Annotated in this window: 22 protein-coding genes, 1 pseudogene and 1 other annotated feature; of the genes and pseudogenes, 1 reads left to right on the top strand and 22 read right to left on the bottom strand. The window is 57.2% G+C overall.

Features of this window, described 5'->3' with window-relative positions; genetic code table 11:
- From PKO02S_RS26710 to PKO02S_RS33485, 6 genes and pseudogenes are all read right to left on the bottom strand, one after another.
- The coding region (locus PKO02S_RS26710; RefSeq protein WP_127587967.1) for a LysM peptidoglycan-binding domain-containing protein at positions 1-1005 on the bottom strand (1005 nt) is incomplete at its 3' end.
- 190 nt (positions 1006-1195) lie between these two features.
- Positions 1196-2059, bottom strand: a complete 864-nt coding sequence (pheA, locus tag PKO02S_RS26715) for a prephenate dehydratase (RefSeq protein ID WP_127587969.1) — start codon at positions 2057-2059, stop codon at positions 1196-1198.
- Entirely contained in the window at positions 2056-3042 is a 987-nt protein-coding gene (gene thrB / locus PKO02S_RS26720; RefSeq protein ID WP_127587971.1) for a homoserine kinase, read from the bottom strand. Before thrB ends, pheA begins: the two co-directional genes overlap by 4 nt.
- A 1-nt stretch (position 3043) precedes the next feature.
- Positions 3044-4108 (bottom strand): threonine synthase, encoded by a 1065-nt coding sequence (gene thrC / locus PKO02S_RS26725; RefSeq protein ID WP_127587973.1) that lies wholly within the window; start codon positions 4106-4108, stop codon positions 3044-3046.
- A gap of 63 nt (positions 4109-4171) precedes the next feature.
- Positions 4172-5458, bottom strand: a complete 1287-nt coding sequence (locus PKO02S_RS26730; protein WP_127587975.1) for a homoserine dehydrogenase — start codon at positions 5456-5458, stop codon at positions 4172-4174.
- Between the two features lie 43 nt (positions 5459-5501).
- Positions 5502-5933 (bottom strand): annotated as a pseudogene (locus PKO02S_RS33485) (ACT domain-containing protein); the annotation flags it as partial.
- 539 nt (positions 5934-6472) lie between these two features.
- Between PKO02S_RS33485 and PKO02S_RS26740 the strand changes: the two are divergent.
- Positions 6473-6973, top strand: coding sequence for an NUDIX domain-containing protein (locus PKO02S_RS26740; RefSeq protein ID WP_127587977.1), 501 nt, complete (start codon positions 6473-6475; stop codon positions 6971-6973).
- 687 nt (positions 6974-7660) lie between these two features.
- Here the strand turns inward: PKO02S_RS26740 and obgE are convergent.
- The 16 genes from obgE to PKO02S_RS26820 form a co-directional block, all read right to left on the bottom strand.
- Positions 7661-8968 (bottom strand): GTPase ObgE, encoded by a 1308-nt coding sequence (obgE, locus tag PKO02S_RS26745; protein ID WP_127587994.1) that lies wholly within the window; start codon positions 8966-8968, stop codon positions 7661-7663.
- Positions 8969-8982: 14 nt separating this feature from the next.
- Positions 8983-9612: a Spo0B domain-containing protein gene (locus PKO02S_RS26750; protein WP_127587996.1), complete on the bottom strand. Its 630-nt coding sequence runs from the start codon at positions 9610-9612 to the stop codon at positions 8983-8985.
- Positions 9613-9717: 105 nt separating this feature from the next.
- Positions 9718-10029, bottom strand: a complete 312-nt coding sequence (rpmA, locus tag PKO02S_RS26755) for a 50S ribosomal protein L27 (RefSeq protein WP_127587998.1) — start codon at positions 10027-10029, stop codon at positions 9718-9720.
- A gap of 6 nt (positions 10030-10035) precedes the next feature.
- The gene (locus PKO02S_RS26760) at positions 10036-10380 is read right to left on the bottom strand and encodes a ribosomal-processing cysteine protease Prp (protein ID WP_127588000.1); all 345 of its coding nucleotides are present in this window, start codon (positions 10378-10380) and stop codon (positions 10036-10038) included.
- Positions 10381-10391: 11 nt separating this feature from the next.
- Positions 10392-10703 carry a 50S ribosomal protein L21 gene (gene rplU / locus PKO02S_RS26765; protein WP_127588002.1) on the bottom strand — a complete coding sequence of 104 codons (312 nt, stop codon included), beginning with the start codon at positions 10701-10703 and terminating at the stop codon, positions 10392-10394.
- Positions 10704-10719: 16 nt separating this feature from the next.
- Positions 10720-10827: a sequence feature (ribosomal protein L21 leader region), on the bottom strand.
- 60 nt (positions 10828-10887) lie between these two features.
- Positions 10888-12180, bottom strand: a complete 1293-nt coding sequence (locus tag PKO02S_RS26770) for an Rne/Rng family ribonuclease (RefSeq protein WP_127588004.1) — start codon at positions 12178-12180, stop codon at positions 10888-10890.
- Positions 12181-12212: 32 nt separating this feature from the next.
- Positions 12213-13094: a M50 family metallopeptidase gene (locus PKO02S_RS26775; RefSeq protein WP_246067465.1), complete on the bottom strand. Its 882-nt coding sequence runs from the start codon at positions 13092-13094 to the stop codon at positions 12213-12215.
- The gene (locus PKO02S_RS26780; protein ID WP_164821709.1) at positions 13087-14085 is read right to left on the bottom strand and encodes a M23 family metallopeptidase; all 999 of its coding nucleotides are present in this window, start codon (positions 14083-14085) and stop codon (positions 13087-13089) included. Before PKO02S_RS26780 ends, PKO02S_RS26775 begins: the two co-directional genes overlap by 8 nt.
- A 150-nt stretch (positions 14086-14235) precedes the next feature.
- A complete protein-coding gene (locus tag PKO02S_RS26785; protein WP_127588010.1) occupies positions 14236-15393 on the bottom strand; it encodes an FtsW/RodA/SpoVE family cell cycle protein in 1158 nt (385 codons plus the stop codon).
- A 7-nt stretch (positions 15394-15400) separates the two neighbouring features.
- Positions 15401-16198: a septum site-determining protein MinD gene (gene minD / locus PKO02S_RS26790; RefSeq protein ID WP_127588012.1), complete on the bottom strand. Its 798-nt coding sequence runs from the start codon at positions 16196-16198 to the stop codon at positions 15401-15403.
- Between the two features lie 46 nt (positions 16199-16244).
- Complete coding sequence (gene minC, locus PKO02S_RS26795) at positions 16245-16916, bottom strand: septum site-determining protein MinC (protein WP_127588014.1); 672 nt, start codon at positions 16914-16916, stop codon at positions 16245-16247.
- A 63-nt stretch (positions 16917-16979) separates the two neighbouring features.
- Positions 16980-17510, bottom strand: a complete 531-nt coding sequence (mreD, locus tag PKO02S_RS26800; RefSeq protein WP_127588016.1) for a rod shape-determining protein MreD — start codon at positions 17508-17510, stop codon at positions 16980-16982.
- 4 nt (positions 17511-17514) lie between these two features.
- Positions 17515-18387 carry a rod shape-determining protein MreC gene (gene mreC / locus PKO02S_RS26805; RefSeq protein WP_307720045.1) on the bottom strand — a complete coding sequence of 291 codons (873 nt, stop codon included), beginning with the start codon at positions 18385-18387 and terminating at the stop codon, positions 17515-17517.
- Positions 18388-18423: 36 nt separating this feature from the next.
- Positions 18424-19455 (bottom strand): rod shape-determining protein, encoded by a 1032-nt coding sequence (locus PKO02S_RS26810; protein ID WP_127588021.1) that lies wholly within the window; start codon positions 19453-19455, stop codon positions 18424-18426.
- A 53-nt stretch (positions 19456-19508) separates the two neighbouring features.
- Positions 19509-20198, bottom strand: a complete 690-nt coding sequence (gene radC, locus PKO02S_RS26815; protein ID WP_127588023.1) for a RadC family protein — start codon at positions 20196-20198, stop codon at positions 19509-19511.
- Between the two features lie 62 nt (positions 20199-20260).
- Entirely contained in the window at positions 20261-21001 is a 741-nt protein-coding gene (locus PKO02S_RS26820; RefSeq protein ID WP_127588025.1) for a glycerophosphodiester phosphodiesterase, read from the bottom strand.
- Positions 21002-21207 lie beyond the last annotated feature (206 nt).

The raw sequence follows: 21207 nt of genomic DNA on the forward strand, positions 1-21207 counted from the left end.
TTCATTTGCGAACGGCATGTTGCTGTATGGCGATACTACAGGCTCGTTCGGGAACGGAGGATTGCTGCTATAGGGGGATACGATTGGCGCGTTCGGAAAAGCAGGATTGCTGCTGTAAGGCGACACCATCGGCGCGTTCGGGACAGCCGAATTGCTGCTGTAAGGCGACACCATCGGCGCGTTCGAAGCGAATGCTTGCGTCGCTGGAATATTGGATTGCAAGAAAGGCTCAGTCGCCTCCGCCATCCAAGGATTCAGAGCTCCCGTCGACAATCCGGTCATGCCTGGCGTAGCCGGCAAAGTCGTCGCCTTAGGCGATTTTTGCAACGGTGCCACTTGGGTGTTAGCTTGCTTCTTCGGTGCTTGGGCCGCAGGAGACACTTGCGATTTCGGAGCAGGCGCATTCTCCGTTGGCTTCGCTGTAGCGAGCGGCTTCACGTTTTCTTTCGGCAGCTCCGGCATAGCCGGCATTTGCGGGAACGGCAGCTCCTGCTTCTTCTCCACCTTGACCTCGATCTCTACTTCTTGCTGCTTGGGCGCTTCGGGCTGCACAACTTCCGGATTGGCCGGCACTTCCGGCGCCGGGACAGGCGCTGGAGCAGGCTCGGTCACGATCGGGGCCGTGCTTACTTTGTTGTTCGCTCCGGGAATCGCGGTACCATGCATCGGCTTGACCTTCGGAATAAAGACAGTGTCTCCGGTCATAAGTATGTTCGGGTTCTTCAGGTGCGGATTGGCGTCGATGACGGCTTTGAGCGGAACGCCCCATGCCTTGGACAGCTTCCACAGGGTATCGCCTTGGACGACTGTGTGCTTGTGCATAATTTCTCCTACCGGCGGAGTAACAGGTACGGGAGACGTTGGGATGCGGATTTTCATACCTACGTCGATTTTGTCCGGATCTGCGATTTGTTTGTTGAAATCAATCAGTTTTTGCAAGTCCACGTTGTACTTCTTTGCGATCTCGTACATCGTGTCGCCTTTTTTGACAATATGAATTTTCAATGCTGAAACCTCCTGCGTGTTCAGAATGACAATACAGTCTATGCAAGACCTAGGCATTTGACATCCCTCCGCACAAAAAAAGTACGGCTGCCTATTGACGGCGAGCCGATGCGTACAAACACCTATTTTGTCGGATTGTCCACACAAAAGAAAAAAGACCGGCGGCATCCCGTCGGTCTTGCGCTACAAACTATTCCTGGCCGAAGCCAAAGCTCGGGTAGGAGCCGAGCAGCCGGACTTGGCAGCCGATCGCCTCGATCTCGGCCAGAGCCGCCGGCAGCAGCACCGAATCCATCGAAGCTTCAATATCGATGTAGAAATAATAATTGCCGAGCCGCTTCTTCGTCGGACGCGACTCGATCTTGGACAAATTGATGCGGCGCCAAGCGAAAGCGGACAGCACTTGATGCAGCGCGCCGGGGTAATCCTCCGGCAGCGTCACGATGATCGTCGACTTCTGCAGGTCGGCCTGCTTCAGCTGCGGCTTCTCCCGCCCGACGAGCACGAAGCGCGTGTAGTTGTTGTCGTGGTCGGTGATGTTCTCCGCCAGCAGCTCCAGCCCATACAGCTCGGCGGACAGCCGCGTCCCGATCGCCGCCAGCGTCGGATCCCCCGCTTGCTGAACAATCCGGACGCCCTCTGCGGTCGAGCTGACGTACTGGAACGTCGCTTGCGGCACCGCCGCGCCCAAGAACTGCCGGCACTGAGCGACAGCCACATCTATCGAGATGACCTTACGCAGAGCCGAGTAATCACCCGGCGCGCCGTCAGGCGCCCGCCGACCGATCAAATTCTGGACGGACGGGTACACCCATTCCGCCTGCATCGGCAGCTCGCCACGCTCTACAAGCGTATCGATGTGCAGCTTGACGGAGCCCTCGATCGTATTCTCGATCGGAATGACGCTGTAGTCCGTCTCGCCTGCGACCGTCGCCTGGTACACATCGGCAATCAGCGGGAAGGGCACATACTCCACTTCCTGCCCCGAGAAGAAAAATCGGGCCGACTCTTGGGACACTGTCCCCGCCGGTCCGAGAAATGCGATCCGTTTCACGCGCGTACTTCCCCTTTAATGTTTTCGATAAGCGTACACAACGGATCGAAATGTGTCAACACCTGCGTGCCCTCGCCGCACGGCTTCAGCCACAGCGTCGTGGCCGCGATGCCCTCGCGGGCGAGCGTGTCGCGCAGGAAGCGCTCCAGCTCCGCCTTGCCTTCGGGCGTAGTCGCCGCCGCATCCACGAGCGCGAGCAGCGTCGGTCCGGCGCCGCTCAAGGCAACCCCGAGCGCGCCGTGCTCGACGGCGCGGTCCAGGATGTCGCTCATCCCCGGGATGAGCGGCGCCCGGTATGGCTGATGCAGCGCATCCTTCATCGCGTGCCGGATCATGTCGTAGCGGCCGGTCGCCAGCGCCGCTACGAGCAGCGAGACGTGGCCGACGTTGAACACAGCGTCCTTCATCGAGATCGTCGTCGGCAGCACGTGGCGCGCCTTCTCCGTCGCGAGGTGGAACTCCGGAATCGCGACGAGCACCTCAAGCCGATCCTCCGGCTCGATACGTAGATGCTCGGCCCGCTCCCCGTCCCAGAACGCCGCGATCAAGCCGCCGAACAAGGAGGCGCCGACGTTGTCCGGATGTTTCTCGAGGTCAGACGCCATCTGGAACAGCTCATCCCGGCTGAGCGGGCTCCCAATCAGCGCGTTCGCGGCGACGAGCGCCCCGACAATGGCCGAGGCGCTGCTGCCGAGTCCGCGCGTGAGCGGGATGTCGCTGTACATCGAGATGTTCAGCTCGGGATGCTCCACTCCAGCCTTCCGGAACACTTGCTGCGCCACCTCATAGATGAGGTTGGACTTGTCCGTCGGCACGCCGTCCATCTGATCGCCGTACAGCTGGATCGTCGTCCGGTCCTGCGCCACGCTCATCTCGATCCACGCGTACAAGTTCAGCGCCATCCCGAGCGCGTCGAAACCGGGTCCGAGATTGGCCGTGCTGGCCGGCACTTTCACATAGACGCTTCTCGGCTGCGAGCTCATCCTATTGGTCCTCCAGCTTGCTAATGGCGTCCATAACCGCCGCTTCGCTGTCCTGCACGACGAGCAGCTCGCCGCCGACGCTCTTGATCGCGATGTTCGGATCCTTCAAGCCGTGGCCGGTCAGCACGCAGACGACCGATTCTCCGCCGCGGAACACGCCTTCCTTCTTCAGCTTCATGACGCCGGCGATGGAAGCGGCCGATGCCGGCTCTGCGAAAACGCCCTCTTTGGCCGCAATGGTCTTGTAGGCATACAAAATCTCGTCGTCGGTCACATAGTTGATCTGGCCTTCCGACTCCTTCGCCGCATTCACGGCCAAATCCCAGCTCGCCGGATTGCCGATGCGGATCGCCGTTGCGATCGTCTCCGGGTTCAAGATCGGCTCGCCCTTCACGATCGCCATCGCGCCTTCCGCCTCGAAGCCGATCATCTTCGGCAGCGAGCCGATGCGGCCTTGCGCGTGGTATTCCTTGAAGCCTTTCCAATAAGCCGATATGTTGCCCGCGTTGCCTACAGGAATCGCCAAGTAGTCCGGAGCTTTGCCCAGTTGATCGACAACCTCGAACGCAGCCGTCTTCTGGCCTTCCAAGCGGTACGGGTTGACGGAGTTCACGAGTGTAATCGGATGTTTCGCCGTGATGTCGCGCACAATTTCCAGCGCCCGGTCGAAGTTGCCCTCGATGGCGATTACCTTCGCGCCGTAAATGATCGCCTGAGCCAGCTTGCCAAGCGCTATATTGTTGTTCGGGATGAGCACGATACAGTTCAAGTTGCCGCGCGCGGCGTATGCGGCTGCAGCGGCCGAGGTATTGCCGGTCGAGGCGCACATGATCGTGCGGCTGCCTTCCTCCATCGCCTTGGCGACGGCCATCACCATGCCGCGGTCTTTGAACGAACCGGTCGGATTCAAGCCTTCGTATTTGAAATAAATGTCCAGGTCGAGCTCGTCGGACAGCTTCTCTGCGCGGATGAGCGGCGTGTTCCCTTCATGCAGCGTCAGCAGCGGCGTCTTTTCGTTTACCGGCAAAAATTCCTTGTACTTGTGCAGCAATCCCATGTATCTCATGACAATAATGGCTCCTTTTCCCCTATGTGATCTATGAATTGGACTTCCGTTCGTGATTCCGATTTATCCTTCGACGCGATAGACGCTCTTGATCTCATGAATGACGTCCAGCGACTCGAAATGCTTGAGTACTTGGTTCATGCTAGCCTTGCTCGCATCGTGGGTGATAATGATGATTTCGGCATTGACCGTATTCGAGTTCGGCTGTTGAACAACCGACTCGAGGCTAACCTCATGCTCGGCGAACACTTGCGTAATTTTGGCCAAAACGCCGGCCTTGTCGGCAACGTGAAGCAGCAAGTAGTACTTGGATGCGATTTGGTCGTCGGTTTTCAGCTTTTTCTCCTTATAAGGAACGAATACGCGCTGCCCGTTGACACCGAGCTTCAAGTTTTTCACAACCGCCACCAAGTCCGCCACAACGGAAGTCGCCGTAGGCATCTCGCCTGCACCCGGCCCATAGAACATCGTCTCGCCAACCGCTTCGCCATGCACGTAAACCGCGTTGAACACGCCGTTCACAGACGCCAGAGGATGGGATTTCTTCACCATTGTAGGCTGCACGCTGACCGCAATCAGATCGTCCTGGCGTTCGGCGATGCCGAGCAGCTTGATTTCATAGCCGAGCCGCTGTCCATACACAATATCTTCCTTCGACACTTGCGAAATGCCTTTCACGCCTACATCGGACAATTCCACATTGGCATGGAAACCGAGGGTGCTTAAGATCGCCATTTTGCGCGCCGCATCGAGCCCTTCCACATCGGAGGTCGGATCGGATTCCGCATACCCGAGCTGCTGAGCTTCCTTCAGCACGTCGCCGTAGGAGGCGCCTTCTTGGCTCATCTTGGTGAGGATGTAGTTCGTCGTGCCGTTCACGATGCCCATGATCTTCGTAATGCGGTCCGAGGAGAAACCCTCGATCAGCGTCCTAATAATCGGAATGCCGCCCGCCACGCTTGCTTCATAGAACACGTCGCAGCCTTTTTCGTTCGCCTTGGCCAAAATTTCCGTCCCGTGCAGCGCCATCAGGTCCTTGTTCGCCGTCACGATATGTTTGCCCCGCTCGAGCGCCGCGAGGATGTATTGCTTCGTCGTCTCGATGCCGCCCATCACTTCTACGACCACATCGATATCCGGACTGTCGATAATGTCCCATGCGTTCTCCGTCAGCTTGTTCGGATCGATTGAATAACGACGTGCCTTGCTGCGGTCTTGCACGAGCACTTTCTCGATTTGGATCGGCGAGCCGACCTGCTTCTGCAAATCCTCCTGGTAGCCTTCCACGATGCGAATGACGCCCGTGCCGACCGTACCCATGCCAAGTAATCCGACTTTCACTGGTTTCATCTAAACGTTCCTCCCAAATGGATATTATTCGTCTCTCTAATGTTCAGCCCTGTCCGATCACCGATGCGCGCGTCACGCCGTCTTGCTCTCGAATGGCGTCCAGCAGCAAAGCCACGTTCTCGCCCATCATCGAGGTTTCCACGGAGAGCACCACATTCGCAATCCCTTGCAGCGGGATCGTCTGGTGAATCGTCAGCACGTTGCCGTCCAGCCTCGCGATCATGCCAAGCACCCGGGACAATATGCCCGACCGATGCTGCAGATCCATCGAAATGGTGACGATTCGTTCGCGCTCCAGCTTGCTCAGCGGGTGAATGCCGTCCTTGTATTTGTAAAACGCGCTCCGGCTCAAGCCGCAACGATCGGCCGCTTCATGCACCGTCTTCGCTTCGCCCTTGGCCAGCAGCTCCTTTGCTTGGATCGTCTTGATCAGCGCTTCCGGCAGGATGTCCTCCCGCACGAGAAAATAGCGCTCCGATTTCCAATCCTCGGTACGGGGAGCGGAAGAGGAAGCCGCGGTGTGCCCCGTCGGGCCTGTCGGGCCCCTGTGCCCTGTTGGTTCTGTCGGGCCCGTGTGCCCTGTTGGGCCTGTCGTGCCCCTGTGCCCTGTCGGTTCTGTCGGTTCTGTCGGTTCTGTCGGTTCTGTCGGTTCTGTCGGTTCTGTCGGTTCTGTCGGTTCTGTCGGTTCTGCCAGTCCTGCTGAACCCGTCAGACCTTCGTCCGCACCGTTCGTATGCTCATTCAACTTATCGGCTGCCGCCGCTCTATTCGTGCCCGTAGGGGCCGTAGGGCCGTCCCCGGATGCCGTTGTTCCCATCTCTCCCTCACCGTCCTCCCGTAAAAGACTCATGTATTTGTATAGTGGACATTATACCGGATGAATGAAAACGGAGCAAGGGGCAATTTTCAAAAAAGACGTTTGCGTAGACAAGCGGGCTCGCCTATGAAATAATGGGTGCCGTATTAGGATATAAGGACGGGGATTCGCCCGTTCCGAACGAAGGAGCACACGGGATGAAGCTGAGATTGATTGCGGCGGCGATTTTGTTCCATGGGAACGACGTACTGATGATGAAACGGTCGGAGCGGCGGACGCTCAACCCGGGGCTATGGGCCGTTGTTGGCGGACATATGGAAGGGCACGAGCTGTCGGATCCGCGGCTTACTTGCCTGCGCGAGATCGAGGAGGAGACGGGCCTGTCGGCCGATCGGATCGAGGAGCTGCAGCTTCGCTATGTCCTTCTGCGCAACAACCATGGCGAGCTGCGCCAGCAGTTCATCTATACCGGCCGTGTCACGACCCGCGAGGTGCATCAGACGGACGAAGGCGAGCTGCATTGGATTCCCGTCGCCGACATGCTGGAGCGACCGATGCCTTATACGTTTCGAGCGACGCTGGAGCATTTGGTGCAGCACCGCGAGACACCTTATGTATGGCTAGGCAGCATCGTCCGGTCGGTGGAATCGAATTTGCCGCATGTGGTGTGGACGCCGCTAACCGACCCGCTTACATGAGACCTGATCTCCATTCAACCCTTCCTCGCCGACGGGTGTTTCGCCGCTATTTTGCTCTCCTTCACCTATCAGCCAAAGTTGCATTACAATTGCATTCACACCAGAAGTATAAGATTTGTACAACTAGGAGCCAAAATAGGCCATTACCCGCCTCAGATGTACAAGCTTTGTACAACTGACCCTGATTTTTATCGGTCATATGTCCATTTTTTATACTTTTGTTTTAAAAATAGCCAGCTTCGGCATGCAGGTGTACAATTCCTCTACATCTGCAGCCGATATAAGCGCATTTTGAGCTTCAGTTGTAGAAAAGCTGTACATCTGATCCGGAACGAGAGGCGCACGCCCACCAATCCGACCGCTCTGTAACCCATAAACTACACCGGAGCAGACTCATGAACTTAGGTTCCCTATCCTATGAACCTAATTGCCGTCATTCGGGTGCAGGGAGGCGGTTTATAAACCTAAGTACATTGTTTGGGAAGCTGGCTTCGCGAACAATGTACTTGAGTTCAGAGTTCGGTGAGTTGGGAGCTGGCATGCGAAAATGGGTTCATACGAAACGAAGTTTGGTTCATAACGTTGACAGTGCCGACGAAATGGTTCGACTTTAGTTAAAGGATTTACTTAAAAAGACCGCCCGTCGTCAAATCCATACGGATGTGCGCGTCAGGGCGGTCCTCTTCACTATTCGTGCTCCACAAATTCGAACTCGTAATCGCCGATGCGGACGAGATGGCCGTCCTCGGCGCCTTTTTTGCGCAGCGCGTTGTCGATGCCCAGCTTGCGCAGGACACGTCCCAGCCGCATGACGGCTTCGTAGGAGTTCAAGTTCATCCGCTTGATCATCCGCTCGATGCCCGGGCTCTCTACGATGAACGTGTTGTTCTCGCGGCGAATCGTGAAATCGCGGTCTTCTTCGTCGTTTTTGCCGAGCTTGTAAATTTTCCGTTCGGACACGTCAGCCACTTCTTCGACAAGCGGCGCCTCCGGAATTTTGTCCAATGTATCGGCTACGCGATAGATGACGTCTTGAATGCCTTTGCGGGAGACGGCGGAAATCGGGAAAATCTCTACCTCCCGGCCTTCCTCCGCGAGCTGCGCCTTGAACAGCTCGAGATTGTCGTGCGCTTCCGGGATGTCCATCTTGTTGGCTACTAGGAATTGCGGCCGCTCCGACAGCTTCGCGTTGTACAGCCGCAGCTCCTCGTTGATCTTCAGCCAATCGTCGTAAGGGTCTCGGCCTTCCGTGCCGGCCATATCGACGATGTGCAGAATGATCCGCGTCCGCTCCACATGGCGGAGAAACTCATGTCCGAGGCCTACGCCTTCATGCGCGCCCTCGATCAGTCCGGGCAAGTCGGCCATCACGAAGCTGCGGCCGTCTCCGACGCTGACCACGCCGAGATTCGGCGTAATCGTCGTGAAGTGATAGGCGCCGATCTTCGGCTGCGCCGCCGACACGACCGAGAGGAGCGTCGACTTCCCAACGCTCGGGAAGCCCACGAGGCCGACGTCGGCCATCACCTTCAGCTCGAGCACGACCCAACGCTCCTCACCCTCCTCGCCGTTCTCGGCGAGCTCGGGAGCGGGATTGCTGGCCGTGGCGAAGCGAATGTTGCCGCGGCCTCCTCGGCCGCCCTTCGCGACGACGACTTGCTGGCCGTGACGGACCAAGTCGGCAATAATCTCCTGCGTGTCGTCATCAATGACGACCGTCCCCGGCGGGACGCGTACGAGCATATCGTCCGCGTTCGCGCCGTGCTGGCTCTTATTGCGGCCCTTCTCGCCGCGCGTCGCCTTGAAATGCTTCTGATAGCGGAAATCGATCAGCGTCCTCAGCCCTTCGTCGACGCGAAAGATCACATCGCCTCCGTCGCCTCCGTCGCCTCCAGCCGGACCGCCCATCGGCACGTACAGCTCCCGCCGAAACGCCACGAGACCGTCGCCGCCATCGCCGCCTTTTACATAAATTTTAGCTTTGTCCAAAAACATTGCTCAACTGCACCTCATTCTCGTATGTACGGGAAGTGGATCGTCACCGACGCCCAACGCTCTCCGTATTCGCTCGCCTGCAGGACCGGCATCTCGCGTCCTGCTTCATCGCATACCTGCTCGATCGCGTGCTCCAGCGGCTGCATATCGAAGTCTCCGTTCAAATCGAAGATGAGCGTCAGCTCCTCCTCGTCTTCCTCTCCACGGGTCCATTCCATCTGCACATGATGCAGCCCGCCGTCGCGGGATTCATTGGCATGCGCCTTGATGCATTCCAGCACCGTCATCGCCAGACCCGCTACCGCCTTCGTCTGAACCGGCAGCGCCAGTAAGGCAAACTCCGGCTCCAGCTCCACTTCCAATTCGATCGTGGGGCATTTCAACCGGAACGTTAGCAAATAAACGACAAGCTCCGTCACGCCGAGCTTGGTGATCAGACTGTCCCGTGCCGCTTTTTGCCTTATTGTGTCCATAAACGCAAGCAGCTTATCATGCTTGTTCAACCGCAAATAGCCGTGCAGCACCTGAATGTCGTTCATCCAGTCATGGCGCATATGGCTGACGAGATCGACCAGAAGCTCGTCTTTCGCTTGCAGCTCGCGCCGGCAGTCACTCTCGGAGATGGCTTGTTCCTTGCGATTCATGTCGCAATCTCCCCCGTCCTAGAACTTCCTACCAGCCAGTATATCATTGTTGTCCCCAAGCAAGCAAAAAACCCCAGCGGGAAGCCGGGGTTCTGTATATGCGGATTACACTTCGACTGCGGCTGCAACCGGTGCGACGTCTACAGGATAGACGCTCACTTTCTTCCGATCGCGTCCCCAACGCTCGAACTTCACAACGCCTTCCACTTTCGCGAACAGGGTGTCGTCCGAACCGATGCCCACATTGTTGCCCGGGTGAATCTTGGTGCCGCGTTGGCGAACCAGGATGCTTCCCGCCGTCACGGTCTGACCGTCCGCACGCTTCACGCCCAAGCGCTTCGCCATGCTGTCGCGACCGTTCTTCGTGGAGCCTACGCCTTTTTTCGAGGCGAATAACTGAAGGTTTAATTTCAACATCTTCGATTACCTCCTTTTCCTCTGTGCTGACTGTTGCATTTGCATATATGCTCCGTATTCCTGCTGAATCGTGTTCAACATGACGACCATCGACTCCAGCAGCAATTGTATCTTCGCATTCGTGTCCTGCTCGACTCCATCCGGCACGCGGACCTTCAACAGGCCGTCGTCCATCCGGCTCGGCAGCTCGACGCCCGTCAGCGTCTCCACCGCATTCACGGTGCCGACTGTGACGGCGGATACCCCTGCACATACGATGTCCTGACCAGGCTCTCCATAGAAAGCATGGCCGGTTACGGAAAACGCGGCGATGCGGCCATCGGCCTGTCGATCAATGATCACGCGTATCATTGTCCGACCTCTTACGCCTGGATGTTCTCGATAACCACTTTAGTGTATGGCTGACGGTGTCCTTGCTTGCGACGGTAGTTTTTCTTCGCTTTGTACTTGAACACGATGACTTTCTCGCCCTTGCCTTGCTTCTCCACTTTCGCGGAAACGCTGGCGCCGGCAATCACCGGAGCACCAGTAACAAGACCTTCGCCGTTCGATACCGCCAATACACGGTCGAACTTCACGACTTCGCCTTCTGCAGCAGCCAGCTTCTCGATGTAGACTACATCGCCAACGGCTACTTTGTACTGCTTACCACCTGTTTCGATAATGGCGTACATTCTATAACGCACCTCCCTCATGTCTCAGACTCGCCTTGTCAGGTGGCGATTCATTCGGATGTCTGAGACGTCCGTAGAATCGCGCTTCGAAGCTCGTACCTGTTTCGCGCGGTTACAGCATGTGCAGCATGCGCGGCAACACACATTCGTCTATTATAGCCGACTGCAGCCTTTGTTGCAACTGTTATTTGGGTCGATGCGTCGTTCTAGGCTTGGAGGGAGGCGGTGGCGGCGCATTCGGCGCCACGACTCGACCGGAGCCTCCGCAATGCGAGCATGGAATGCTGCGCGACTCGTCGAGGCTCTCCCGCACCTTTTTGCGCGTCAACTCTAACAGTCCCAGGCGCGTCCAGCCGACGACGAGCGATTTCGTACGGTCGCGCTTCATGATCTCGGACAGATGCTCGGCAATCGCAGTCCGGCTGCGCTCGGACGCCATATCGATGAAATCGACGATGATGATGCCGCCTATATCTCGGAGCCGCAGCAGCCGCCCGATCTGCTCCGCCGCCTCCATATTCGTCGTAAACACGGTATCTTCGAGACTGGAATTCCCGGTATATTTGCCCGTATTCACGTCGATGACGGTGAGCGCCTCCGTCCGATCGATAATCAGGTAGCCCCCGCTCTTGAGCCACACCTTGCGTTGCAAGGCCGTCTCCAATTGCTGGTGCACCCCGATCACGTGATGAAGCGCCTTGCCCGATTCATCCCGTTGGACGCGGATGCGTCCTTCCAGCTTCAAGCCCATCTCCCGCGTCAACCGGCCGACCTCCGCCGCTTTATCCCGATCGTCGATGACAAGCTCGTCCACTTGCTCGGTGAACGAATCCCGTACGAGCCGCTCCAGCACCCCGGGCTCGCGGAACAGCAGCTCCGGCACCTTGGCGCGCTCCGCCCGCTCCAGGACGCGCGTCCATTCGCTGCGGAGCATGTTCAAATCGCGCTCCAGCGCGTCGGCATTCTCGCCCTCGGCCACCGTCCGGATGATAAGTCCCTCGCCCGGCCGGCGGATCCGCTCCGCTATGTCCTTCAACCTCGTCCGCTCCGCCTCATTGTCGATTTTACGCGAGACGCCTACATAGTCGGCATACGGCATATAAACGATCCAGCGGCCCGGCAGCGAGAAATGCGTCGTCACCCGCGCCCCTTTCGTCCCAAGCGATTCTTTGGCGATCTGCACGATCAGCTCCTGGCCTTCCTTCAGCAGCTCCGTTATTGGAGGCTTGACCCGAGGCACTTGATCCAGGTGAGCCGGCAGCACGTCATCAATATAAATAAACGCGTTCTTTTCCAATCCAATGTGGACAAAAGCCGCTTGCATGCCCGGCAGGACATTGACGACTTTGCCTTTATACACGTTGCCTACCAATTGCCCTTTCACCGGACGCTCATTGTAATACTCGGCGAGCAGCCCATCCTCCAGCACCGCGACTTGCGTTTCGCCGTCCCGGCATTGCACTACGATTTGTTTCATGTCCTCACCTCGGCTTTCGCACCCTCATTTCTCTATTTTAACATGAAAATGTCTGAAACGGGACTTCCCGGCCGAGGGGAATTGAAATACGCTTCGAGCAGCCGCTGTTCGGGCAAAACGGCACTGACGCCGCCTCCTGCGCCGAGGATGTAGACGATATGGTATTTCTCCCGCATGAACAGCTGGACGATATCCGACAGCGAGCGGTGCGGGGCGATGACGATCGGCTGGGCCAATGTGCCTTTGTCAATGAGCGGGGTCATGCGCATGCCTCGGTTGGTGAGGAACCGGACGAATTGATAGGAGGCGCCGCGCAAGCCGTACCAGTTGGAAACAAGCAGGAACCCCGCGATGATAAGCAGATTGAGCGCGACGCCGCCATTTGTAATTTGCCACAAGGCCATAATCAGCAGCAAGCCGCTCATCGCAATACTCGTCCATGTGCTCGCTTGAATCGCGCGATAATACGGCATCCAGCGGCTGAGCAGCGCTTGCAGCACTTTGCCCCCGTCCAGCGGCAGCACGGGCAGCAGGTTGAACAGGCCGATCATAATGTTCGCCTCGATGAAATAGACGCTCCACTCTGTGCTCCAGATGCCCCAGTGATGCAGCGCGAAGCCGACGAGCACCATCCAGCCGTTCTGAAGCGGCCCGGCCAGCGCGACCGCTATATCTTCTTTGACCGTGCTCCGGCCGAGCTCCTCCGTCTCCGCCACGCCGCCGAACGGCAGCAGCTCGACCTTGGTCACGGTCCAGCCGAAGCTTTTAGCCGCCGCTACGTGACCCAGCTCATGTATGAGTACGATGGAGAACAAAATGAGGAGCTCCACAAAAAAGCCGGTGGCGATCGAGAGCACCATCATCAAGGTGAATAGCGGATGAAGCCGGAATCGGATGCCGAATGCTTTAATCAAATACAACCACATCCGTCGGGTCGATCCACTGGTCGTCCTTTTTCAGGCCGAACAGCAGCTTACCCGTCTTGGATGTGCCGGAACCCGCGCTCGCCGATGCAGATGACGAAGGACCGGTTGCCGCAGCGGCTGCGCGCCCTATAGTCTCGCCCCCTTTGACCCAGTCGTAGCGGCCCAGCGACGTTTCCTTCAAATTCCCGTAGGTCGTCTCGAGCCCGTTCGCGTGCTGGACGACTACTTGGCGCAAGCCATCCGTCCCGGTCGTGATTAGGCTGACGCGGCCGGCGTCGAGCGCCTTCACTTCCGCATCGGCCGCCGTCTCGATCCATATCCGCGGCTCCGCCGGCGTGTAGGGCGAGACGATAGTGCCGACGACCGGCGCGTACATTTGACGCGCGTTGACGGTACTCGCCTTCTGCGTCTCCGGATCGGCTCTCCGCCAGGAAGCCGGCAGGACGGCGGGCAAGCCGCTGAACTTCGACTCGTACCAGGCGGCGGCCTTCGCGAATTCATAATCTTGCGTGAGCGAGGCCGTTACCCAGTGCCTGCCCTTCAGCGCTAGCGGGTGCTCGCTTTGGAACATGCCATAAGCTACTGCGAACAGCGCGGCGGCGATGCCTAGCTTGATCGCGATCTGGCGCTTCGAAGGCGCGGTGAGCCAGCCTCGGCCCCCATACAGGCTTGCGCTCGAGCTAGTGCTTACGCCTGAGGCTGTGCCCTCGAGGCGCTTCCATCCGCCCGACCGCTCGGAGCGAAACCGGTCCCGCTGATTCCAGGCGAACTCCGGGTCTTCCCAGCGGCTATCGTAAGCGGCAGGCGTCGATTGGTTCGGGTAAATCGGCAGCGTCTCGGCACGGGGCGGCTGCAGCCGGGGTTGAGGCACGTCCCGCCGCGACAGCTTGTCTGGTACAGGCACGGCGGCCGGCCGCGACTCCGTCAATTGCTTCATGCGATCCATTCTTCGCTGCCTGACGTTCGATTTGATTTCCATACGGATCCCCTCCATCCTGTCAGCCGCATCCAAGCGGAGGCAGGCTTGTTCTACTTCCATATGTATGTCCCGACCGTGAAAATCATGAGAAAAGCGAGAAAAACCTCCGAAGCCCAAGCCCCGGAGGTGTTCGTCCCACTCAAACACTTACTACCCATACAAATTCGGTTTCTCCTGATGAACATGGATGCTCATGACAAGCCCGATCGACAGCATGTTGATCAGCAACGAAGAGCCGCCGTAGCTGACGAAGGGGAGCGTAATCCCCGTGAGCGGCATAATGCCGATCAGCATCCCGATGTTCTCGAACACCTGGAAGACGTACATCGACACGATCCCGACGATAATGAACGAGCCGACGCGGTCCGTGCATTGAATGGCGATGTAGATCATCCGGTAGATGAGCAAGAAATAAAGCAGCAGCAGAAACGAGGACCCGACAAAGCCGAACTCTTCCCCGATAACGACGAAGATCGAGTCCGAATACGGATAAGGGATAAACCCCTTTTGCACCGAGTCTCCTTTCATGAAGCCTTCCCCGAACAAGGAGCCCGAGCCGATCGCGCGCATCGAGTTGTCCACCTGATACCTGGCATCCGCCGTTGCGCTGGAAGGGTCGATGAACGTCTGAATCCGATTCAGCCGATGCACCCACTTGTTCATATCGTTCGCCCTCAAGTACTCGACCAGTTGGTCATAGTACAGTTGGAAAAAGTAGAAGAACAGCACGATGAAGCCGACGATCAAAACGAGTCCGATCAACACATGCAAATATTTGATGTTGCCGATCCAGTACATGACGAGCAGGACAACGATGAAAATGATCGCATTCCCCAAGTCGGGCTGGATGATGATCAAGGCGAAAGGAATAAATACAATAAATCCTATCGGGATGACATCCGTCCACAGCTTAAGCTGCTCGCCGTTCCGCCGCCCGATGTACGCGGCCACCGCCACAATGACGATCAGCTTCATCAATTCCGCCGGCTGGAAGTTGAAGCCTGCCGGCAGCTCGAACCAGCTTCGCGAGCCATGGATATCCGCTCCGAACAAATACACCGCTACCAGCAGACCCACGCCGAATATATAGAAGTAGAGCGCTCCCTTCACCAACAGCCGGTAATCCATCAGCATAGCCGAGATACAGACGAAAAAGCCGATGCCATAGTTGATCAGGTTCTTCATATCGGTGTGCGAGTAGAGCGAATCTCTGGAGGTCGCGCTGTGCACGACGAACGTGCCGAGCACCATGAAGACGACAAGGATGGATATCATGAACCAGTCGGTTTTTTTCAGTTTCTCAAGCAAGGTACAATCATCCTATCCCAAATAACTTCTTCACCCGTCCCAGCATCCCGGCTTTCTCCTCAAGCTGCATGAGCGGGACGGAATCGCCTAACATCCGTCGGGCAATGTTCCGGTAGGCTATGGCGGCTTTCGACTTCGGGTTCATGACCGTCGGCTCTCCGCTGTTAGCCGCTTTGATGACGTGCTCGTCGTCCGGCACGATACCGAGCAGATCGATCGCGAGCACGGAGCAAATCTCGTCGATATCGAGCATGTCGCCGCGCTTGACCATATTCGGACGGATCCGGTTGATGATCAGCTTCGGCCCTTGCACGAGATTTTCTTTCTCGAGCAAACCGATGATCCGGTCCGCATCGCGAACCGCGGCGTTCTCCGGCGTTGTGACGACGATCGCCTTGTCCGCGCCGGACACGGCGTTTTTGAAGCCTTGCTCGATCCCGGCCGGACAGTCGATAACGACGTATTCGAAATCTTTTTTCAACTCCAGCACCAAATCCCGGACGCTATCCGGCGAAACGGCGTGTTTATCCTTCGTCTGAGCGGCAGGCAGCATGTACAGCTCGTCGAAGCGTTTGTCCTTGATGAGCGCCTGCGGCAGCCGGCAGCGGCCTTCCACAACGTCGACCAAGTCGTAAATAATGCGGTTCTCGAGTCCCATGACGACGTCCAAATTGCGAAGGCCGATATCCGTGTCGACCATGCATACTTTTTTGCCCAATAGCGCGAGGGCGGTTCCGATATTGGCGGACGTGGTCGTCTTGCCGACGCCGCCTTTCCCCGAAGTGACTACTATTGCCTCTCCCATGCGTGCTCACGCTCCTCTAAGTGACTTCAGGGGTTCCCCACCCCCGCTAGGATAAAGGATGAACTTGATGATCCGGTCGCAGCCGATGCAGCTGGCTGATTTTGTCGATCTCCATTTTGCCGTCGTGAATGTAGGCGAACTCCATATAAGCGTCCTCGAGTCCCCATTCATCGGGAGGCCGGCTGACCACTTCTGAGATACGCAGCTGGGTCGGCTTCAGATACGAGGCTGCAATAATGGCGGATTGATCGCCGTCGATGCCCGCATGTGCCATCCCCCGAAGCGCGCCCATCACGAAGATGTCGCCTGTACAGGTTATCGTGCCGCCTGGATTCACGTCGCCCAAGTAAAACAAATTGCCGATATGATGAATCGTTTGGCCGGACCTTACGATCCCTTTCATTACGCTTAGCGGCCCTTGGCCTGTCGATTGTGCTTCCCGATCCGGAGACTCCGAGTCCATCGATTGAACGAGCAGATTGCCCCGGGCGCTGAACATTTGTTTCAGTTGCTCGCGATCGGCTTCCACCAATACGCGTTTGCCCAGCTTCACATGGACAGGAATCATCGGACCCGTCAATAATTGCCGATGCGTCTTCTCCAGCTTATGCTGGATTTCCTCCAGCAGGATGGAGAACGCGCATGTGTCGTCCAGCAGAAAGACCAGACCGTCTTTGACGCCTTTGATCGTGACATGATGCTGTTTCGTTTCGGTCATCGACGCTCCCTCCCACCCCTAACAATTCGTCCGCCGACTAGAGCTTTCCTGCTGCTGCTCTCATTATTTCTCTTCGTTGTCGCGCTGGTTCTCCGGTGGCTCCAAGTACTTGCGGGCGGGCAAATAGAGCGCCAACCCCAGCAGCAAATTGAACAGCACGCTCGGGAGCATCTGATGCATAAACGCCCACTGAAAATCGACCCGAATAACGTTCAGGAAAAACCGATACACGCCGTAAATCAGCATCTCATAGAACAAATTGCCGAGCAGGACGACGAACAGGCTGGTCAGGACGCCAAGTTGGACGCGGCGGAATGCAAGCCCCACAGCGTAAGCAACCAAACCGTATGAGAACGAATAAACGCCGATGGAATGGCCGTAATAGACGACATCCTGCAAGAAGCCGAAAGCCAAGCCGTATGTAAGCCCCAAATAGCGTGTGGTGAAAATGGAAATGTATAAAACGGTGATAAGAACCAAATGAGGAACTACGTAAACGCGGGATTGCCAGCTCTCCGGCAAAATCCATTCCGACAACGTGCCTTCCAGGATGAAGGCACCCAACACGATTAAAACAATCCAATAATGCCGCATCCACTCACCTCAGCTCCGGCACTTCGACGACGAACACTTCACGGAGATGGTTGAACGAAGCGAAAGGTTTAATATAGGCCGTATGGGTAATCCCGAACTCGCCTTCGTCCTTCTCCACGATCGTACCGATCTCAATGCCGCGCGGGAAAAGCTGACCGAGACCGGAGGTGATGACGACGTCGCCTTTGGTCATCTGGTCGGTCTTCGGAATTTTGTTCATGACGAGCAGCTCTTTCTCCCGGTCGTAGCTCTCGATAATGCCGAACGACTCGTTCTCGCGGTTCTTGACCGTAGCCGCGATCGCCTTGGAGCTGCTGGAGCGGACGTCGATGTCGGTCAACAGCTGCACGTTCGCATAGAACGGCGACACTCGCTGCACACGGCCGATCAGCCCTTCCACGGACATCACGGCCATATTCTCCCTGATGCCGTCCTTCTCGCCCAAGTTGATAACGACCGTATTGTTGTACGGATCCGGACTGGACGCATACACTTCGGCGATCCGATACTTGTACTCATTCGCCTGCATCTGGCGCTCGGTGAAGCCCAGCGCTTCCTTGAGCCGCTTGTTCTGCGACTCGAGATCGTTCAGTCGGGCCGTGTCCTTGGCGTATCGCGTAAGCGTCTGCTTCAGAGCGCGGTTTTCCTCATAGAGCACAGTCAATCGATGCATATCTTCAAAGAAGCCCGCTATGACGCGAGCGGGCCTGTACACCAATCCTTGAAACCAGGAGACGGAATCTTTCACGAATTTTTCCGGCCAGATCATCGACTCCCGCTTGCCCAAAGTGAACCCCATGAGCGCGATGAAGAAGATGAGCCCGAACATAAGAATGATCAGCCTTTTGTTGCCGAACCATTTGAACAATGCATACACCTTCTAACCGATTGTGTGCAGATGCGCGGGCTAACGCTACTTTCTTTTGGAAGACGCTCCCGGTCTGGATTTAAACAAGTGAATATTCTCGAGCGCACGGCCGGTCCCGATGGCGACGCAGTCCAGCGGATTCTCCGCCACGAGCACCGGCATGCCGGTCTCGCGGGACAGCAGCTTGTCCAGGTTGCGCAAGAGCGCACCGCCGCCCGTCAGCACGATGCCTCGGTCCATGATGTCCGCGGACAGCTCCGGCGGGCACTTCTCGAGCGTCACCTTCACCGCGTCGATAATGTTGTTGATCGTGTCGGCCAGCGCCTCGGTAATCTCGTCGGAGGTGACGCTCATCGTCTTCGGCAGTCCGCTCACAAGGTCGCGTCCGCGAATCTCGATCGTCTCCGGCTTGTCCATCGGCAGCGCGGAGCCGATCTCCATCTTCATCTGCTCCGATGTCCGCTCCCCGATCATGAGGTTGTACATCCGCTTGATGTATTGCGTGATCGCCTCATCCATCTCGTCGCCGGCGATGCGGATCGAACGGCAGGTCACGATGCCGCCGAGCGAGATGACGGCGACTTCCGTCGTGCCGCCGCCGATGTCGACGACCATGCTGCCCGTCGGCTCCCACACCGGCAAGTCCGCACCGATCGCCGCAGCGAACGGCTCTTCGATCGTGTAAGCCTCCTTGGCGCCGGCTTGTTTGGTCGCGTCCTCTACAGCGCGCTTCTCAACCGCCGTAATGCCGGACGGCACGCATACCATCACGTTCGGACGGCTGCGGAACAGCATACGCTGCTTCTGCGCCAGCTTCAGGAAGTAGTTGATCATCGTCGCCGTCGTGTCGAAATCGGCGATGACGCCGTCCTTCATCGGGCGAACGGCGCGGATATTGCCCGGCGTCCGGCCGATCATCTTTTTCGCGGCTTCCCCTACCGCTTCAATCGTTTTTGTATCGGTACGCAGGGCGACCACCGAGGGCTCCCTGACCACAATGCCTTTTCCTTTTACATACACCAGTGTGTTGGCGGTACCCAAATCAATTCCCAAATCTCTCGTAAAGCTGCCGAACATGGCCTTAATCTCCTTCCTCTGCTGCCTTTAAATGCAGTCTGCTCTCTATTATATTACAGATAACCTTGTTCCTTCAAACTGACATGAGACCGATCTCCGATGATAATGTGGTCGAGGAGCTCAATCCCCAAGAGCTGCCCGGCTTCCGCCAGCCTTTTGGAAATCTGGATGTCCTCCGGACTGGGGGTCGGGTCGCCGCTAGGATGATTGTGGGCGCAAATGAGCGAGGCGCTGCTCCGTTTCACGGCCGCCAGGAATACTTCGCGGGGGTGAACAATCGAGGCGTTCAGGCTGCCGATCGACAGCGTCTCTTGACCGACGACTTGATTTTTGGTGTTCAGAAACAGGCAGACGAAATGCTCCTTCTGCAAATAGCGGAGCTCTTCGCCCAGCAGCCCGTACACATCCTTCGGCGACCGAATCGTCCTCATCTCGGGCTGTACCGTACGGGCGAGCCTCCGCCCCAGCTCGATACCGGCCTGAATCTGAAGCGCCTTGGCTTCCCCGATTCCCTTGATCTCGGTCAACTGCTCCGTACTCAGATCGACCAATTGGCGAAGTCCGCCGGCTTGCACGAGCAGCCTCCCGGCCAGATCGACGGCACTCTCCGCAACCGTTCCCGTTCGAAGCAGAATCGCCAGCAGCTCCGCATTGCTGAGCACGCTTCCCCCGTGCTGGAGCATGCGCTCACGCGGTCGATCTTCATGCGGGATCTCCCGCAACGTGATGGTATTTGCTTTCATAGATCTCCTCCTCTGAATAAAAAAATAGAGAACCGCCTATGCGCCAGTTCTCCTGCTGCATTTTACATCATTTCGTTAGCTGCCAATTGTTTGAGTCTCGCCGGAAAATTCGTGATGATGCCGCTCGCGCCCGTGTGCATGACCGATCTCAAATCGCTCTCGCTGTTGACCGTCCAAGGATATACTTGATACCCGTTTTGGATCAGCTCCTGGATGTCTTCGGGATCGATGTGCTTGAAGTGCGGATGGAGCGAGTAGACCGGCATCTGAGCGGCCGACGCGCCTCGCAAGTGGCTGACCAAATTCGAGTTGTACAGCAACCCGACCTTGATCGCTGGCTCCAGCTTCTTCAAGTTGTACAGGCTCTTGTGGTCGAAGGAGGAAATGACAACCGACTCCATTCGTCCCGTCCGCTTCAGCAGCTCGAGCAATCGCGGCTCCAGCTGGTGGTCGGCGCAGTCCTTGATTTCGACGTTGATGACGAAGTCGGTCGGCACCAGATCGAACACTTCTTCCAGCAGCGGCAGCCGTTCGCCGGCGAACCGCTCGTGATACCACCTTCCTGCGTCGAGCTTCTGCAGCTGCGCGACGGTCATGCTGCGGATCGTTCCCTTGCCATCCGTCGTCCGGTTGACTGTCTCGTCGTGGCACACGATAATCTCGCCGTCCGCCGACATGTGGATGTCCAGCTCGAAGGCGTTCGCGCCTTGCTCCAGCCCCAAGCGGAACGCGGCCAGCGTGTTCTCCGGGGCTTCTCCCATCGCCCCCCGGTGGGCGATAATGAGGAACGGTTGCGTCGTCATGCTGCGATTCGCCTCCCAGTGATGCTAATGTATAGGAAAATTGCTGAAGGCAATGCTTTTCGCTCTATCAACCTCTTCATTTTACCAAAGTACCGGCTGGAAAGCATTATGAAAACTTTAATAATTTTTTAAGAAAAACATGATCAGAAAGACACCGATCAGGTCCTCTGGCGTTGGTGTTCCGTTTGGCGCGAGGAGGGCAGGCA

This window comes from Paenibacillus koleovorans NBRC 103111, assembly GCF_004000845.1.
Lineage (GTDB): Bacteria > Bacillota > Bacilli > Paenibacillales > NBRC-103111 > Paenibacillus_AA > Paenibacillus_AA koleovorans.

Excerpts from the sequence above, each read along its gene's own strand:
- thrB (WP_127587971.1), bottom strand. The coding sequence starts at position 3,042 with ATGAGCTCGCAGCCGAGAAGCGTCTATGTGAAAGTGCCGGCCAGCACG.
- thrC (WP_127587973.1), bottom strand. The coding sequence starts at position 4,108 with ATGAGATACATGGGATTGCTGCACAAGTACAAGGAATTTTTGCCGGTA.
- PKO02S_RS26730 (WP_127587975.1), bottom strand. The coding sequence starts at position 5,458 with ATGAAACCAGTGAAAGTCGGATTACTTGGCATGGGTACGGTCGGCACG.
- PKO02S_RS26740 (WP_127587977.1), top strand. The coding sequence starts at position 6,473 with ATGAAGCTGAGATTGATTGCGGCGGCGATTTTGTTCCATGGGAACGAC.
- obgE (WP_127587994.1), bottom strand. The coding sequence starts at position 8,968 with ATGTTTTTGGACAAAGCTAAAATTTATGTAAAAGGCGGCGATGGCGGC.
- PKO02S_RS26750 (WP_127587996.1), bottom strand. The coding sequence starts at position 9,612 with ATGAATCGCAAGGAACAAGCCATCTCCGAGAGTGACTGCCGGCGCGAG.
- rpmA (WP_127587998.1), bottom strand. The coding sequence starts at position 10,029 with ATGTTGAAATTAAACCTTCAGTTATTCGCCTCGAAAAAAGGCGTAGGC.
- PKO02S_RS26760 (WP_127588000.1), bottom strand. The coding sequence starts at position 10,380 with ATGATACGCGTGATCATTGATCGACAGGCCGATGGCCGCATCGCCGCG.
- rplU (WP_127588002.1), bottom strand. The coding sequence starts at position 10,703 with ATGTACGCCATTATCGAAACAGGTGGTAAGCAGTACAAAGTAGCCGTT.
- PKO02S_RS26770 (WP_127588004.1), bottom strand. The coding sequence starts at position 12,180 with ATGAAACAAATCGTAGTGCAATGCCGGGACGGCGAAACGCAAGTCGCG.
- PKO02S_RS26780 (WP_164821709.1), bottom strand. The coding sequence starts at position 14,085 with ATGGAAATCAAATCGAACGTCAGGCAGCGAAGAATGGATCGCATGAAG.
- minD (WP_127588012.1), bottom strand. The coding sequence starts at position 16,198 with ATGGGAGAGGCAATAGTAGTCACTTCGGGGAAAGGCGGCGTCGGCAAG.
- minC (WP_127588014.1), bottom strand. The coding sequence starts at position 16,916 with ATGACCGAAACGAAACAGCATCATGTCACGATCAAAGGCGTCAAAGAC.
- mreD (WP_127588016.1), bottom strand. The coding sequence starts at position 17,510 with ATGCGGCATTATTGGATTGTTTTAATCGTGTTGGGTGCCTTCATCCTG.
- PKO02S_RS26810 (WP_127588021.1), bottom strand. The coding sequence starts at position 19,455 with ATGTTCGGCAGCTTTACGAGAGATTTGGGAATTGATTTGGGTACCGCC.
- radC (WP_127588023.1), bottom strand. The coding sequence starts at position 20,198 with ATGAAAGCAAATACCATCACGTTGCGGGAGATCCCGCATGAAGATCGA.
- PKO02S_RS26820 (WP_127588025.1), bottom strand. The coding sequence starts at position 21,001 with ATGACGACGCAACCGTTCCTCATTATCGCCCACCGGGGGGCGATGGGA.